This is a genomic window from Vibrio sp. MACH09 (genome assembly GCF_033238805.1).
GTDB lineage: Bacteria > Pseudomonadota > Gammaproteobacteria > Enterobacterales > Vibrionaceae > Vibrio.
In genome coordinates this window covers 2353680-2368408 of the sequence record NZ_BSFZ01000001.1, presented here as the reverse complement: position 1 = coordinate 2368408, position 14729 = coordinate 2353680, and the positions used below count along the sequence as shown (strand labels likewise).

Sequence of the window (14729 nt, the reverse complement as noted above, 5' to 3'; positions counted from 1 at the left end):
ACCTCAGTGGAGGTAATTTTGAATAAAAACATGAAGATCCTCATTGTTGATGATTTCTCAACAATGCGCCGAATAGTAAAAAACCTGTTACGTGACTTGGGCTTTAACAATACTCAAGAAGCGGATGATGGCTTGACTGCGCTGCCTATGTTGAAGAAAGGTGAATTTGACTTTGTGGTGACTGATTGGAACATGCCAGGTATGCAAGGTATTGATCTGCTAAAAAACATTCGAGCAGACGCTGAGCTAAAACACCTGCCAGTTCTAATGATTACTGCTGAAGCGAAACGTGAGCAGATTATTGAGGCTGCCCAAGCTGGTGTTAACGGCTACATCGTGAAGCCATTTACCGCCGCAACTTTAAAAGAAAAGCTTGATAAGATTTTTGAGCGCTTATAACTCTTTGATACGCAAAGATTAATAATAACTAGCGTAAAAGGATTTGATTAAGATGATTTCTTTAGAGCAGGCAAAAGAACTGGTCTCCTTACTTGAAGAAGGTAAGCAAGACGAAGCGGATCAAATACTGTTGTCGATTTCTCAGGCGGCAGAGAATCCCATGCTCAAAGAGGTGGGGTCTTTGACTCGCGATCTGCATGACGCTTTAGGTCAATTCAAATTTGACTCAAGGATGAATGAGATTGCGAATGAAGAAATTCCAGATGCTCGAGATAGACTTGAGTATGTCATGGCAAAAACCGAACTTGCCGCTAACCGTACCATGGATGCAGTTGAGGCGTCTCTGCCGATAGCAGATAATTTGCACGAATGTCTCTTAAAAGTAAGGCCAACATGGAACGCCCTCATGAAAGGTCGTATTGAATTATCAGAATTTAAAACGCTTTGTCATGAGATTGATCATTTGCTGGTTCAAGTGGAAGGTGATAGCACCGAACTAAGAAGCCAGCTAACTGAAATATTGATGGCGCAAGACTTTCAAGATTTAACAGGACAGATTATTACACGCGTAATCACGCTGGTGAGAGAAGTTGAAGATAGACTCGTTGAAATAATATCGACATTTGGTGTGGAAGCAGAAACGCAGTCAGAAGAGTCGAAAAAAACGTCAGTTGAAGCAGAAGGGCCAATTATGAACGCCCATGAGCGTGAAGATGCCGTTGCATCTCAAGATGATGTAGATGATTTATTATCGAGTCTCGGATTCTAAGGGTAATATATGAGCTATGAGTTAGACGAAGAAATTCTACAGGACTTTTTGGTAGAAGCTGGTGAAATCTTAGAATTGCTGTCAGAGCAATTGATTGAGCTTGAGAACAATCCTGAAGACACAGAATTACTGAATGCGATTTTTAGAGGGTTCCATACTGTAAAAGGTGGTGCAGGATTCCTTGCTTTGACAGAGCTAGTCGATGCTTGTCATGGTGCAGAAAACGTGTTTGATATATTGCGAAATGGACAGCGTTCAGTAACTGCTGAATTGATGGATACCATTTTACAAGCGCTAGACTCAATAAATATTATGTTTACTGCGGTGCAAGAGAGAGAGCCGCTAACCGCGGCAGATCCTGAAGTTCTTGCAGAGTTACATCGTCTAAGTCGTCCGGCAAGTGAAGACGAAGCTCCTGCTGCAGAACCCGAGCCGATAGTTGAAGCCGCAGTAGAACCTGAGCCAGAGCCAGTGATAGAAGCTGAGCCTGCTCCTGTAGTCGTTGAGAACAGCTCTATTGATGATATTTCTCAGGATGAATTTGAAAAATTATTAGATGAACTCCACGGTAAAGGCAGTGCACCGGGTGCTTTGGCTGAGGCTCCAGCCGCGCCAGCGCCAGCTGCCACTCCTGCTCCAGCCGCACCGCCGGCCGGTGGCGACAGCGGTGACATAACCGATGACGAATTTGAAAAGTTACTAGATGAACTGCATGGCAAAGGTTCTGCACCAGGTGCTTTAGAGGCAGATGCTGGCAGTGTAGCAGCTCCTCCAGCAGCTCCAGTCGCGGCTACCACTAATGTTGCGGGTGGCGATCAAGACTTGATGAGTGATGATGAATTTGAAAAATTACTCGATCAACTACATGGCTCTGGTAAAGGACCTTCGGTAGAAGAGTTAGAAGCGGCAACAAAACCTGTTTCTGCTAATCCTCCACCAGTCAAAGCAAAACCAGACGTCGCGAAACCTGCAGCAGCGCCTAAAGCTGCCGCACCTAAAGCCGCAGCGAAACCGAAGGCGGCGGCTAAACCTGCTGCGCCGGCTAAAAAAGCAGCAGCGCCAGCGAGTAATGATAAAGGTAAAGCAAAAGCGGCGGCACCTAAGCCACAGGCAGAAGCGACAGTAAGGGTAGATACATCGACCCTAGATACCATAATGAACATGGTGGGTGAACTGGTTCTTGTTCGTAACCGTTTGGTTAGCCTTGGTTTAAGTCGCAATGATGAAGAGATGTCTAAAGCGGTAGCAAACCTTGATATCGTTACTGCTGATTTGCAAGGTGCGGTAATGAAAACGCGCATGCAGCCAATCAAGAAAGTGTTTGGCCGATTCCCTCGAGTGGTAAGGGATATTGCTCGGACTCTGAAGAAAGATATTGTTCTTGAGATGCGCGGTGAAGATACCGATCTAGATAAAAACCTAGTTGAAGCGTTGGCCGATCCACTGATTCACTTGGTAAGAAACTCTGTCGATCACGGTATCGAAATGCCGGATGACCGCCAAAAAGCCGGTAAGCCAAGAACGGGTAAAGTCATTTTATCTGCTTCTCAAGAAGGTGATCATATTGAGTTAGCCATCGTTGATGATGGTGGTGGTATGAACCCTGATACGTTACGTGGAATTGCTGTTAAACGTGGTTTGATGGATAACGAAGCCGCCAGTCGTTTAACCGACAAAGAGTGCTTTAATCTGATTTTTGCTCCTGGTTTCTCAAGTAAAGAGAAGATTTCAGACATTTCAGGTCGTGGTGTGGGAATGGATGTGGTTAAAACCGCCATCAATACCCTGAATGGTTCTGTAGATGTAGACTCAGAAATGGGTAAAGGAACCAAGATAACCATCAAGGTTCCATTAACGTTGGCAATCTTACCGACTCTAATGGTTGGTGTGTGTAAACAACCGTTTGCACTGCCATTAGCGAGTGTAAACGAAATCTTCAATCTTGATTTGTCTAAAACCAATGTTGTTGATGGTCAATTAACCATCATTGTTAGAGAGAAATCTATTCCATTGTTCTATCTACAGAACTGGCTTGTACCAAGAGCGGGAAGTGTCGATCAGCGTAAAGGTCACGGACATGTCGTTATCGTTCAGCTAGGCAGTCAACGTGTTGGCTTTGTTGTAGACAGCCTTATTGGACAAGAAGAAGTGGTAATCAAACCATTAGACGAATTACTTCAAGGTACGCCGGGGATGGCTGGAGCAACGATCACCAGTGATGGTCACATCGCCCTGATTCTAGACGTACCAAATCTATTGAAGGAATATGCGATTCGTTCGTAAATGTAAGAAGGAATATATGGCAGTACGAGTACTAGTAGTTGATGATTCAAGTTTTTTCCGCCGACGGGTCAGCGAAATAATTAATGCTGATCCTCGACTAGAAGTCGTGGATGTTGCGGTAAACGGAAAAGAAGCGATTCAAAAGGTAATGGACGTCAAACCTGACGTTATTACTATGGATATCGAGATGCCAGTAATGGATGGTATTACTGCAGTACGAGAAATAATGAAGGTAGCACCTACGCCCATCTTGATGTTTTCTTCGTTGACCCATGATGGTGCACGAGCAACGTTAGATGCATTAGACGCGGGTGCGCTGGATTTTCTGCCGAAAAAATTTGAAGATATTGCTCGAAATAGAGATGAAGCGACTCAATTATTGCAGCAACGAGTAACAGAGATTGCGCGTAAAAAAATGCTGATGAGGCGTCGTACTCCGACGCCAACAGCTGCATCGAGTACCAGTTCGTCATTACGTAGGCCTGTTGCATCAGCACCTGCTGCTGCAAAACCAACTTCAACCGCAAGAAGTGTTCCTAGCAAATTTAGAGCCTCTGGCAAGAAATACCAGTTGACCGCTATTGGTACCTCTACCGGTGGGCCAGTTGCGTTACAGAAAATTTTAACTAAGTTACCTGCAAATTATCCGCACCCCATTGTGCTTATACAGCATATGCCAGCCACCTTTACGGCTGCTTTTGCTAGCCGCTTAAATACCTTATGCAAAATTCAGGTTAAGGAAGCTCAAGATGGTGATGTACTGAAAGCTGGAGTGGCCTATCTCGCCCCCGGTGGATTACAGATGATGATAGAGGGCCGTCCCGGCGCCGCAAAATTGCGTATTGTAGATAGCGGTGAGCGGATGAATTACAAGCCGTGTGTCGATGTGACATTTGGCGCAGCATCGAAAGTTTATCAAGATAAAGTACTCTCCATGGTGTTAACCGGCATGGGGGCAGATGGCAGAGAAGGGGCAAGAATGCTCAAATCTGCTGGTGCGACTATTTGGGCTCAAGATGAAGAGAGCTGTGTTGTATACGGCATGCCGCAGGCTGTCGCGAAGGCGAATATATCCACAGAGGATTTACCGCTGGAGCGTATCGCTGAACGTATGCTTGTAGAAGTTGGCTTAGCTTAGGGAGCAAAGATGATAGTCTGGAGCGTAGCAAACCAAAAAGGTGGCGTTGGCAAAACAACGACTACCGTTACCTTAGCTGGGTTGCTGAGCAAAAAAGGACACCGTGTATTGCTTGTTGATACCGATCCTCATGCATCTTTGACAACCTACCTTGGTTATGACTCTGATGAAGTAGAAAAGAGCTTATTTGATTTATTTCAGTTACCGGAGATAAATCGCGAGTCTGTACTGCCATTAATTATTCAGTCTGAAATAGAGAACATAGATATCGTTCCTGCTCATATGTCTTTGGCAACATTAGACAGAGTGATGGGCAATCGCAGCGGCATGGGGCTTATTTTAAAACGAGCCCTTTTAGCACTGCATGGTGATTATGATTATGTACTGATTGATTGTCCGCCAATTTTAGGCGTTATGATGGTCAATGCATTGGCGGCAAGTGATCGTATTTTAATACCGGTTCAAACGGAGTTTTTAGCAATGAAGGGCTTGGAGCGAATGATTCGTACCTTGGCCATTATGCAGAAATCCAGAAATAAAGCGTTTAAGACAACGATCGTACCGACTATGTACGACAAACGAACGAGAGCGTCTTTAACGACATTGAATCAGCTCAAAAAAGATTACCCTGAAAACGTTTGGAGTTCTGCTATTCCTATTGACACCAAGTTTCGTGATGCCAGTTTGAAACGATTGCCAGCATCACATTTTGCGGAAGGAAGTCGCGGGGTTTTCGCCTACAAACAGTTGTTAATTTATCTAGAGAGGTTAGCTCTAGATGAACAATAAAACGCATGTATTGTCGGGGGAGCAGGCATTAAATGACTATTTTACCTCCCTACTTGATGAGGAAGAGCTGAACGAAGCGTTTAATACGCCGAGTAAAGTAGAGCTTTCTGCCGTTGAGTCGACAGTTTCAGCAGAGGAAATGGTACCTAAGTTACAACCTGATTATCATTCGTCCTATACTGAATTAGAATATAATGAATTTGAAGTTCCTGATTTAGAGGATGTCCAGAAATTACTGGATAAATTGGAAACAACCGATCTTGCTGCCGAGCCAGATATTGCCACCATTATAGAACGAAATAATGGTGAAATTGCTGAAGTAACAAGAGTTGAAAGTGTTGTAGAAGAGATCCAAGAGTGGGATGTTGCAACTGAAGTCGAACAAGTCGTTGCTGAATCACCTGCTGTTGAAGAATTTGAAGTGACTGAACCGGTAATCGCTGAGCCAGAGGTTGTCGAAGAGGTCGAGGTTGAACAAGAGACTGAGGTTGAGCTTCAAACAGAAACCGGTGGCGCGCACATTCAGGACTGGCAAAGCATTGCTAGAAATGAAGATTTTCAAGTGCTCTATTTTGATGTCAACGGAGTAACGTTCGCCGTACCACTTGATGAACTGGGTGGTATCCATCGCCGCGGAGAAATGAGTCACCTTATTGGCCGCCCGGGATGGTATCTTGGATTACAGACGAATAAAAATGATCAGTTAGATGTTGTTGATACCGCGAAATGGGTGATGTCTGACAGGTTAACGGATGATTCACATAAAGAACATTACCAGTATGTGGTTATGCTTGGTGAGAGCAACTGGGGATTAGCATCTACAGAGTTAAAAGGGACTGAACTACTTAATACTGAAAAAGTCCGTTGGCGCGAGCTCTCAGGTAAACGACCATGGTTAGCTGGAATGGTAAAAGAAAAAATGTGTGCTTTAATTCACGTTGAAGCCATGATAACAATGTTAAATGCTGGTCTAGACGTAAAGTCACTGGACAGTTGATAGAAAAGTTTGTCGGTAGCGACACAAAGAGGATAAGACATGTCTCAAGTTAATGAAGTAGAGTTAAAAAAAGATCAGACCAATGATGAAGTACTTCAGTGGGTAACATTCCAACTCGAAGAAGAGACTTATGGCATTAATGTAATGCAAGTTCGAGAAGTGCTTCGCTATTCAGAGATTGCTCCTGTACCAGGTGCTCCGGACTATGTATTAGGTATTATCAACCTTCGTGGCAATGTCGTTACAGTTATCGATACTCGTTCACGTTTTGGTTTAATCCCGGGTGAAATCACAGATAACACGCGAATTATTGTGATCGAATCTGAGCGTCAAGTTATCGGTATCCTTGTAGATAGCGTTGCTGAAGTGGTTTACCTACGTTCTTCTGAGATTGACACAACACCAAGTGTTGGCACAGATGAGAGCGCCAAGTTTATTCAAGGTGTTAGTAACCGAGATGGTAAGCTACTTATTCTTGTTGATCTTAACAAGTTATTGAGCGACGAAGAATGGAATGAAATGGCACACCTATAATGGTTGAGCTGTTTAACTCTAACGGTGTGTTGGTACTGCTAGGCGGGAGTCTGTTTTTTGTTCTTGTCTTAGTGGTTATGTTGTTGAAAAGCCGCAGTCAGATGCAACGCATCACAGACAGTCAGCGACAAACCGTTAGAGGTATGGAAAAAGAAGTTTCTAAAGCGAACAACCAATTGCTGGAAGTTCGTTCAGTTGTGGTTGGTTTAGGACAGAAAGTTGCAGAGCAACAAGATGTTATTCAGTATTTATCAGAAAGAGTAACAGAGTTGGAGCATACGGATAAAGACAGCCGAATGTATTCTAGAGCCAGTAAAATGGTTCAGCTTGGTGCGGATGTTGATGAATTAATAGAAGAGTGTGAACTGCCTAAAGCAGAAGCAGAACTGATGATGACGTTGCAAAATAAAATTGCGGGGAAAGAGAAAGTCCCCCCTATGAATGTGGCAAAGAATAGGCCTAAAACATCATCAAGGTAATTGATTAATATACAACTTAAACTTGCTGGAACGGATTTTATTGTTCTGCTGTAATCTAAACTGTCAATGATAAGAGAAGCGAAATGCTTCTCTTTTTTTTGCTCATAATATCGGCAGAAAACCGAGCAGAAAAAAGCCTTGCTGATACTAAATTGCTATTCTGTGACAAAAGTGAGTGAGCAAGTGGGATTTTATTGTGTTTCATGTTGTGTATATCCTACTTAGGATGCAGTAGCATGTGTTAATATGCCCGTTCGATTGTTAATTTTTAGTGCCCATGTTAGAAGTCTCAAATCTTACTGCTATTCGTGATGAGAGAGTGTTGTTTGAAAACCTCTCATTTAAAATTAATACTGGTGAAATCGTTCAAATTGAGGGACGAAACGGAACTGGTAAAACAACCTTACTAAGAATAATTGCTGGGCTAGGGGATAGCGAATCAGGCGATATTCTCTGGAAAGATCTGCCTACCGTATCCAATCGAGATCTATTCCATCAAGATCTGCTGTTTCTTGGTCACCAAACTGGGGTGAAAAGGGAACTGTCTGGTTTTGAAAACCTCGCTTTTTATCAATCAATTCAAAAGTGCAATACCGATAAAGCCACTCTTTGGGGAGCGTTAGCTCAAGTGGGTATCGCTGGTCGTGAAGATGTGCCTGTTGCACAGTTATCCGCTGGACAGCAGCGAAGAGTTGCGTTAGCTAGATTGTGGTTAAGTAAGCAGCCGCTGTGGATCTTAGATGAGCCTTTAACGGCTATCGATAAGCAGGGTGTGAAAGTGCTAGAGAACCTGTTTTTGCAACACGCTGAAAACGGAGGCATTGTTCTATTAACAACGCACCAGGATATGTTTACTGATTCGCCTAAGTTGCGAAAAATTAAATTAGGGGATTAGTATGCTGCAATCGATGTTGATGATTATTAAACGAGAGCTATTAATCGCTTTTCGACGCCAAGCTGACATTTTAAATCCGCTCTGGTTCTTTATTATCGTAATTACTCTGTTTCCGCTTAGTATTGGGCCTGAGCCAAATTTACTTGCTAGGATAGCTGCGGGGATTATTTGGGTTGCTGCATTGCTCTCTGCATTGTTGTCACTTGAAAGACTGTTTCGTGACGACTTTCAAGATGGGTCATTAGAGCAGATGATGCTGATGCCATTGCCGCTCCAGCTTGTGGTTATTTCAAAGGTGATAGCTCACTGGCTATTAACTGGTTTACCGCTAATATTAATTAGCCCACTTTTAGCGGTATTGCTGTCGTTAGACTTCAATACTTGGTGGACGGTTGTACAGACATTATTGGTGGGAACACCGACATTGAGCTTTATTGGTGCAATCGGCGTGGCATTGACGGTAGGACTGCAAAAAGGGGGAGTATTATTAAGCTTGCTTATCCTACCTCTTTATATTCCTATTCTGATTTTTGCCACATCAGCTATCGATGCGGCTAGTCTCGGAATGCCATTTAATGGGCAACTGGCTATTATGGCAGCCATGTTTATTGGCTCTGTAACATTAACCCCATTTGCGATAAGTGCGGCACTTCGCGTAAGTGTGAATTAGAACGGCAAAACAACACCTTATAGGTATTGTTTTGCTCTTGACAAAGAATACGATGGGGATTTCTCTTTCAGAGAATTCCTTTAGAAGTATGTCCTGAGAAGTAAGAGTGAGAAGTGATTATGTGGAAATGGCTCCACCCCTATTCTAAACCAGAAACAACATATAATTTATGTAATAAGTTGTTACCTTGGTTCGCTGTATTAACGATGTTATGTCTTTCTGTTGGCACGGTTTGGGGGCTTGCTTTTGCCCCTTCTGATTATCAACAAGGGGACAGTTTTCGAATTATCTATATCCATGTTCCTTCTGCTATCTGGTCCATGGGCGCTTATATGTCAATGGCGATCGCTGCATTTATTGGCCTTGTCTGGCAGCTACGCCTTTCTAATATGGCTGCAGCCGCAATGGCTCCGATCGGCGCTGTGTTCACCTTTATCGCTTTAGTTACCGGTGCCGTTTGGGGTAAACCAATGTGGGGTGCGTGGTGGGTATGGGATGCGCGATTGACCTCGGAACTGATTCTACTATTTCTATATCTTGGTGTTATCGCCCTTTATCATGCATTTGATGATCAAAAAACAGCTGCCAAAGCAGCCGGTATTTTAGCGATTGTTGGGGTTATTAACTTACCTATTATTCATTTCTCTGTTGAGTGGTGGAACACGCTTCACCAAGGCGCTACTATTACCAAGTTTGCTAAACCATCCATTTCAACCAATATGCTTTGGCCGTTATTGCTCAATATCTTTGGTTTTGCATTCTTTTTTATCACCTTGACGTTGATTCGTTTTAAAAACGAAATTTTGTCAAAAGAGAGTCATCGCCCTTGGGTTCAAGCATTGGTATCATCTGAGAGGACATAATCATTATGCATTTTGAAAGCTTAAGCGACTTTTTCGCCATGGGTGGTTATGGAGCCTATGTTTGGGGAGCATTTGGAGTTACGGCACTCTCCATGTTGATATTGCTGATCAACAGTCTGTTAACAGGCAAAAAAATTAAAAGCGAAATTAAGAATAAACAGGAAAGGCAAGCTCGTATTGATGCTGCAAAAAATTTGGAGAATACATTATGACCCCAAGACGCCAGAAGAGACTCGGAATTATACTTGCTCTGTTTTTTGGGGTTAGTGCAACGGTTGGGTTGGTTGTATACGCACTAAACCAAAATATGGATCTCTTTTTCACGCCAACAGAGCTTGTCTACGGTAAACCTGATGGAACGAAACCAGAAGTTGGTCAGCGTTTGCGCATTGGCGGAATGGTAGTTGAAGGGTCGGTTTCTCGAGACCCAAGCTCTTTGAAAGTGAGCTTTGAGCTGGCTGATGTGGGGCCTAAAGTGGTTATCGAGTATGACGGTATTCTGCCGGATCTCTTTCGTGAAGGACAAGGTATTGTCGCGCAAGGTGTGTTGAAATCGGCAAATACAATTGAAGCGTTTGAAGTGTTGGCGAAACACGATGAAGACTATATGCCACCTGAAGTCGCTGAGGCGATGGAGAAGGTTCATGAACCTATGGGTTATAGTGAAGAGCAACTAAAAGGAAGTGATCAATGATTGCAGAAATTGGTCATTTTGCGCTAATTATTTCTTTAGGATTAGGGTTACTACTTAGTATCTTACCTATGGTGGGGGCGTCGAAACATTCTTCTATGTTAATGGGAACAGCGAGACCTCTCTCTTGGGGGATGTTCCTGATGCTAAGCTTGTCATTTTGTATATTGCTATGGGCTTTTTATACCAATGACTTCACTCTAAAATATGTTGCGAGCAACTCTAATAGTGCTCTGCCTTGGTATTACCGTTTAACCGCCGTTTGGGGGGCTCACGAAGGTTCTTTATTATTGTGGGTACTGATTCAAGCGGGTTGGACAGTGGCTGTTGCTACCTATAGTAAAGGTATGCCGCAAGAGTCTATTGCTCGTGTGCTGGCGGTTATGGGTATTATTACTGTCGGCTTCTTGCTCTTTATTATTTTAACCTCTAATCCATTTTTAAGAACGTTACCCTTCTTTCCTATTGATGGGCGAGACCTCAACCCTCTTCTTCAAGATCCGGGATTGATTATACACCCGCCTATGCTTTATATGGGCTATGTTGGATTCTCTGTGGCGTTCTCTTTTGCCATCGCATCTCTGATGACAGGTCGACTTGATACCGCATGGGCACGCTGGTCAAGACCGTGGACAATCGCAGCATGGTTGTTCCTAACTCTGGGTATCGCTTTAGGCTCTTGGTGGGCGTATTACGAACTTGGTTGGGGTGGCTGGTGGTTCTGGGATCCAGTAGAAAATGCTTCCTTTATGCCATGGTTAGCGGGTACCGCATTAATGCACTCATTGGCGGTAACTGAAAAACGAGGAACATTTAAGGCGTGGACGGTTTTACTGGCTATCTCTGCATTCTCACTAAGCTTGCTCGGCACATTTTTAGTGCGTTCAGGCATTTTGGTGTCGGTACATGCATTCGCTTCAGATCCCGCCAGAGGTATGTTTATACTCGGCTTCCTGCTGTTTGTTATTGGTGGTTCACTGCTGTTATTTGCAGTGAAAGGTTCATCAGTTCGAGTACGCAGTAATTTTGCGCTGTTCTCGCGGGAAAATGGTCTGTTAGCGAACAATATCTTATTGGTTGCCGCGTTAGTTGTGGTTCTGGTAGGAACTCTATTACCACTTGTACACAAACAGATTGGCTTAGGCTCAGTTTCTATTGGTGCTCCTTTCTTTAATATGCTGTTCACTTGGCTGATGATTCCGTTTTCCTTTTTGTTGGGAATCGGGCCACTGATTCGTTGGAAGAAAGACTCTCTATCTTCTTTACTGAAACCGATGCTAATTAGTGGTGTATTGTCGCTTATTTTAGCTGGCGCCAGTGTGTTTGTATTTGCAGAGCGTTTTTCTGGAATGGCATACCTAGGTTGGCTAATGGCGTACTGGATCATTACCATGCACGGGTTTGAACTGCATCAACGGGCAACTCACCGTCATAGCTTCTTTGTTGGGCTAAGAAAAATACAGCGTAGTCATTGGTCAATGATGCTTGCTCATATTGGTCTTGCAGTCAGTGTTATCGGTATTGCTATGGTACAAAACTATAGTATCGAGCGCGATGTACGTTTAGCACCCGGCGAGAGTTTCCAGATATTAGACTACGACTTCTATTTCTCAGGATTAAGAGAGAAAGATGGGCCGAACTATGACGGCTATATTGCCGATTTTGAGATTTCTCAAAATGGTAAATATATTAATACATTACATGCAGAAAAACGTTTCTATACCACGGCTCGTTCAATGATGACTGAAGCGGCATTGGAAGTTGGTGTCACTCGTGATTTATATATCGCAATGGGTGAACAACTTGAAGGTGGCAATGCATGGGCAGTGCGACTCTACTATAAACCATTTATTCGCTGGATATGGGCAGGCAGTTTGTTTATGGCGTTAGGTGGTGCCATTGCGATCAGTGATAAACGATATAGATTTAGAAAAAAAGTTAAGGAAGTAAGGGCATAACATGAATAAGAAGATTTTATTTGTACCACTTGCTCTATTTCTTGCTTTGGTTGTGGTGTTTATTGTTCAGCTTTCTCGTAATGCGGAAGGTGAGGACCCAACCAAGCTAGAGTCTGTATTGATAGGAAAAGCGGTACCTGAATTTAGGCTAGAAGATTTAGCTGAACCCGGAAAACTGTATGATCAGGCTATTTTCAAAGGTGAACCACTGCTGCTAAATGTTTGGGCGACTTGGTGCCCAACTTGCTACGCAGAGCATCAATACTTAAATGAGTTGGCTGAGCGCGGTGTGAAGATTATTGGCCTTAACTACAAAGATGATCGTGTAAAGGCAACTGGTTGGTTGAATGACTTGGGAAATCCATACCTGATTAGCTTATTCGACGGTGATGGCATGCTGGGACTTGATCTTGGGGTTTACGGTGCGCCAGAAACGTATTTAATTGATGCCAATGGTGTCATTCAGTATCGCCATGTCGGGGATGTGAACCCAAGAAATTGGGCTGATACCCTAGAGCCTATGTATTTGAAAATGATCGAAGAGGCGAAAAAATGAGAACATTATTTACTGCTTGTTTTGTAAGTTTGCTTTTTTCTTTTTCAGCCATGGCCGCTATTGATGTGTATGAGTTTGATAATGACCAGCAGGAGCAACAGTTTAAGGAGTTAAGCCAAACTCTTCGTTGCCCTAAATGTCAAAACAACACGATAAGTGATTCAAATGCAGAGTTAGCGAAAGATTTGCGTTCTAAAGTTTATGAAATGACCAAACAAGGCAAGTCTTCGGATGAAATTGTTGACTATATGGTCGACCGCTATGGAAACTTCGTTACTTATAATCCCCCTCTCACCTTTGCTACCTCTGTATTGTGGCTAGGGCCGTTACTTGTTGTTGTGATTGGATTCGGCCTTATAGTTGTAAATAGCCGCAGAAAGTCTGCTAAAGCAGCACAGAAGGCGGATTGGGATAAAGATAAGGAACAACGCTTAGAAGCATTATTAAAAGAAGATGCTAACGGAGAGAAGCAATAATGATGACTTTTTGGCTATTTGCAATTGTTCTCCTAGCCGCATCTGCGGTGTTTATCGCCTTACCACTGTTTAAAAAGAGTGAGTTTGATGATGAAGAGAGACGTGACGAATTAAATAAAGCGTTTTATAAAGATCGATTGGTCGAACTCGAAGAGGAAGCGGCAGAAGGCATCGTCAATGATAGTGATGAATTGATTGTCGATCTAAAGCAATCTTTATTAGACGATATTCCGGAAAACAAGGGACAAGATGGTGGGTTTTCTCTGTCTGCTACGCAAGTTTTTGTTCCTTCAGTTCTGCTTGTTGTGATCATCAGTGTTGCTATGTATTTTAAATTTGGTGGTTTAGATCAAGTTACTCACTGGCAAGGCATCAGTGCTGAACTCCCAGCGTTAACCAAAAAGCTGATGTCACCGGATGAAGAACAGTTGACAGAAAAAGAGATGGAAGATCTAACCTTAGCGTTAAGAACTCGTCTTCATTATCAGCCTGAGGACTCTGCTGGTTGGTTATTGCTGGGTAGAATCGCATTAGCGAATCGCGATGCGGAAACGGCTGTCGGAGCAATGAAAAGAGCTTATGATTTAGCGCCTCAAGATCCTGATGCTCGTTTAGGTTATGCACAATCTTTGATGATGTCTCAAGATGAGTCTGAGCAGCGTCATGCTCGTTCAATCTTAGTGGGGTTATTGCAGGATAACTATGTTGATTTGCGAGTCTATTCTCTGTTGGCATTTGACGCTTTCCAACAAAATCAGTTCGAAGAAGCAATACGCTATTGGCGTACCATGCAAAAGTTGATTGGTCCTGAAGATAGTCGTTACAAAATGTTAGAGCGCAGTATTGTTAATGCTGAGAAGCAGCTAGGCGCTCCAGTATCGAATGTGAATGTCCCTATTACTATTTCTTTAGGTGACAGCGTCAGGCTACCAGAAAATGCTCTATTAATTGTATCCATTCATGACGGTAACGGCTCACCTATTCCAATGGCGGCAGCGCGATTTCCTCTTGGATCATTTCCTCGAACAGTTGTGTTAGATGACGGAAATGTCATGATGGAAGGGCAAAGTTTATCCAGTCTTGAAACGATATTGGTTAAGGTCAGGGTCGATACCGATGGTAATGTCGCGACCAAAGACGGCGATTGGTATGGTCAGAGTAGTGTGGTAAAACTGGGTGAACCAGTTGCATTATCCATCGAGAAACAGTATTAATATACGACTGGTTTATGA

At 43.3% G+C, this 14729-nt stretch carries 17 protein-coding genes; all 17 read left to right on the top strand.

Annotated features, from left to right (window positions below; genetic code table 11):
• Positions 1-30 precede the first annotated feature (30 nt).
• A complete protein-coding gene (gene cheY / locus CHJ_RS10510; protein WP_137357623.1) occupies positions 31-399 on the top strand; it encodes a chemotaxis response regulator CheY in 369 nt (122 codons plus the stop codon).
• Positions 400-451: 52 nt separating this feature from the next.
• Positions 452-1168, top strand: coding sequence for a protein phosphatase CheZ (locus CHJ_RS10505; RefSeq protein WP_317917642.1), 717 nt, complete (start codon positions 452-454; stop codon positions 1166-1168).
• Between the two features lie 9 nt (positions 1169-1177).
• Positions 1178-3451, top strand: a complete 2274-nt coding sequence (locus CHJ_RS10500; protein WP_317917641.1) for a chemotaxis protein CheA — start codon at positions 1178-1180, stop codon at positions 3449-3451.
• A 16-nt stretch (positions 3452-3467) separates the two neighbouring features.
• The gene (locus CHJ_RS10495) at positions 3468-4589 is read left to right on the top strand and encodes a chemotaxis response regulator protein-glutamate methylesterase (RefSeq protein WP_317917640.1); all 1122 of its coding nucleotides are present in this window, start codon (positions 3468-3470) and stop codon (positions 4587-4589) included.
• 9 nt (positions 4590-4598) lie between these two features.
• Positions 4599-5378 (top strand): ParA family protein, encoded by a 780-nt coding sequence (locus CHJ_RS10490; RefSeq protein ID WP_171752093.1) that lies wholly within the window; start codon positions 4599-4601, stop codon positions 5376-5378.
• On the top strand, positions 5368-6375 hold the full coding sequence (locus CHJ_RS10485) for a chemotaxis protein CheW (protein WP_171752094.1): 1008 nt from the start codon (positions 5368-5370) through the stop codon (positions 6373-6375). Before CHJ_RS10490 ends, CHJ_RS10485 begins: the two co-directional genes overlap by 11 nt.
• A 39-nt stretch (positions 6376-6414) precedes the next feature.
• Complete coding sequence (locus tag CHJ_RS10480) at positions 6415-6909, top strand: chemotaxis protein CheW (protein WP_171752095.1); 495 nt, start codon at positions 6415-6417, stop codon at positions 6907-6909.
• The gene (locus CHJ_RS10475; protein WP_171752096.1) at positions 6909-7388 is read left to right on the top strand and encodes a DUF2802 domain-containing protein; all 480 of its coding nucleotides are present in this window, start codon (positions 6909-6911) and stop codon (positions 7386-7388) included. Before CHJ_RS10480 ends, CHJ_RS10475 begins: the two co-directional genes overlap by 1 nt.
• A gap of 277 nt (positions 7389-7665) precedes the next feature.
• Positions 7666-8283, top strand: a complete 618-nt coding sequence (gene ccmA / locus CHJ_RS10470) for a cytochrome c biogenesis heme-transporting ATPase CcmA (protein ID WP_171752097.1) — start codon at positions 7666-7668, stop codon at positions 8281-8283.
• Between the two features lies 1 nt (position 8284).
• A complete protein-coding gene (gene ccmB / locus CHJ_RS10465; protein WP_171752098.1) occupies positions 8285-8953 on the top strand; it encodes a heme exporter protein CcmB in 669 nt (222 codons plus the stop codon).
• Between the two features lie 119 nt (positions 8954-9072).
• Positions 9073-9816 (top strand): heme ABC transporter permease, encoded by a 744-nt coding sequence (locus CHJ_RS10460; protein WP_171752099.1) that lies wholly within the window; start codon positions 9073-9075, stop codon positions 9814-9816.
• A gap of 5 nt (positions 9817-9821) precedes the next feature.
• Positions 9822-10028 (top strand): heme exporter protein CcmD, encoded by a 207-nt coding sequence (gene ccmD, locus CHJ_RS10455; protein WP_171752100.1) that lies wholly within the window; start codon positions 9822-9824, stop codon positions 10026-10028.
• Positions 10025-10510 (top strand): cytochrome c maturation protein CcmE, encoded by a 486-nt coding sequence (gene ccmE / locus CHJ_RS10450; protein WP_171752101.1) that lies wholly within the window; start codon positions 10025-10027, stop codon positions 10508-10510. The genes ccmD and ccmE overlap by 4 nt, the downstream gene beginning before the upstream one ends.
• Positions 10507-12465 carry a heme lyase CcmF/NrfE family subunit gene (locus tag CHJ_RS10445; protein WP_171752102.1) on the top strand — a complete coding sequence of 653 codons (1959 nt, stop codon included), beginning with the start codon at positions 10507-10509 and terminating at the stop codon, positions 12463-12465. Before ccmE ends, CHJ_RS10445 begins: the two co-directional genes overlap by 4 nt.
• A 1-nt stretch (position 12466) precedes the next feature.
• Positions 12467-13021, top strand: coding sequence for a DsbE family thiol:disulfide interchange protein (locus CHJ_RS10440; RefSeq protein ID WP_171752103.1), 555 nt, complete (start codon positions 12467-12469; stop codon positions 13019-13021).
• Complete coding sequence (locus CHJ_RS10435; protein WP_171752104.1) at positions 13018-13497, top strand: cytochrome c-type biogenesis protein; 480 nt, start codon at positions 13018-13020, stop codon at positions 13495-13497. The genes CHJ_RS10440 and CHJ_RS10435 overlap by 4 nt, the downstream gene beginning before the upstream one ends.
• A complete protein-coding gene (ccmI, locus tag CHJ_RS10430) occupies positions 13497-14711 on the top strand; it encodes a c-type cytochrome biogenesis protein CcmI (protein ID WP_171752105.1) in 1215 nt (404 codons plus the stop codon). The genes CHJ_RS10435 and ccmI overlap by 1 nt, the downstream gene beginning before the upstream one ends.
• The last annotated feature ends 18 nt before the right edge of the window (positions 14712-14729 follow it).

Coding starts and splice junctions, on each gene's coding strand:
- cheY (WP_137357623.1), top strand. CDS start 31: ATGAAGATCCTCATTGTTGATGATTTCTCAACAATGCGCCGAATAGTA.
- CHJ_RS10505 (WP_317917642.1), top strand. CDS start 452: ATGATTTCTTTAGAGCAGGCAAAAGAACTGGTCTCCTTACTTGAAGAA.
- CHJ_RS10500 (WP_317917641.1), top strand. CDS start 1,178: ATGAGCTATGAGTTAGACGAAGAAATTCTACAGGACTTTTTGGTAGAA.
- CHJ_RS10495 (WP_317917640.1), top strand. CDS start 3,468: ATGGCAGTACGAGTACTAGTAGTTGATGATTCAAGTTTTTTCCGCCGA.
- CHJ_RS10490 (WP_171752093.1), top strand. CDS start 4,599: ATGATAGTCTGGAGCGTAGCAAACCAAAAAGGTGGCGTTGGCAAAACA.
- CHJ_RS10485 (WP_171752094.1), top strand. CDS start 5,368: ATGAACAATAAAACGCATGTATTGTCGGGGGAGCAGGCATTAAATGAC.
- CHJ_RS10480 (WP_171752095.1), top strand. CDS start 6,415: ATGTCTCAAGTTAATGAAGTAGAGTTAAAAAAAGATCAGACCAATGAT.
- CHJ_RS10475 (WP_171752096.1), top strand. CDS start 6,909: ATGGTTGAGCTGTTTAACTCTAACGGTGTGTTGGTACTGCTAGGCGGG.
- ccmA (WP_171752097.1), top strand. CDS start 7,666: ATGTTAGAAGTCTCAAATCTTACTGCTATTCGTGATGAGAGAGTGTTG.
- ccmB (WP_171752098.1), top strand. CDS start 8,285: ATGCTGCAATCGATGTTGATGATTATTAAACGAGAGCTATTAATCGCT.
- CHJ_RS10460 (WP_171752099.1), top strand. CDS start 9,073: ATGTGGAAATGGCTCCACCCCTATTCTAAACCAGAAACAACATATAAT.
- ccmD (WP_171752100.1), top strand. CDS start 9,822: ATGCATTTTGAAAGCTTAAGCGACTTTTTCGCCATGGGTGGTTATGGA.
- ccmE (WP_171752101.1), top strand. CDS start 10,025: ATGACCCCAAGACGCCAGAAGAGACTCGGAATTATACTTGCTCTGTTT.
- CHJ_RS10445 (WP_171752102.1), top strand. CDS start 10,507: ATGATTGCAGAAATTGGTCATTTTGCGCTAATTATTTCTTTAGGATTA.
- CHJ_RS10440 (WP_171752103.1), top strand. CDS start 12,467: ATGAATAAGAAGATTTTATTTGTACCACTTGCTCTATTTCTTGCTTTG.
- CHJ_RS10435 (WP_171752104.1), top strand. CDS start 13,018: ATGAGAACATTATTTACTGCTTGTTTTGTAAGTTTGCTTTTTTCTTTT.
- ccmI (WP_171752105.1), top strand. CDS start 13,497: ATGATGACTTTTTGGCTATTTGCAATTGTTCTCCTAGCCGCATCTGCG.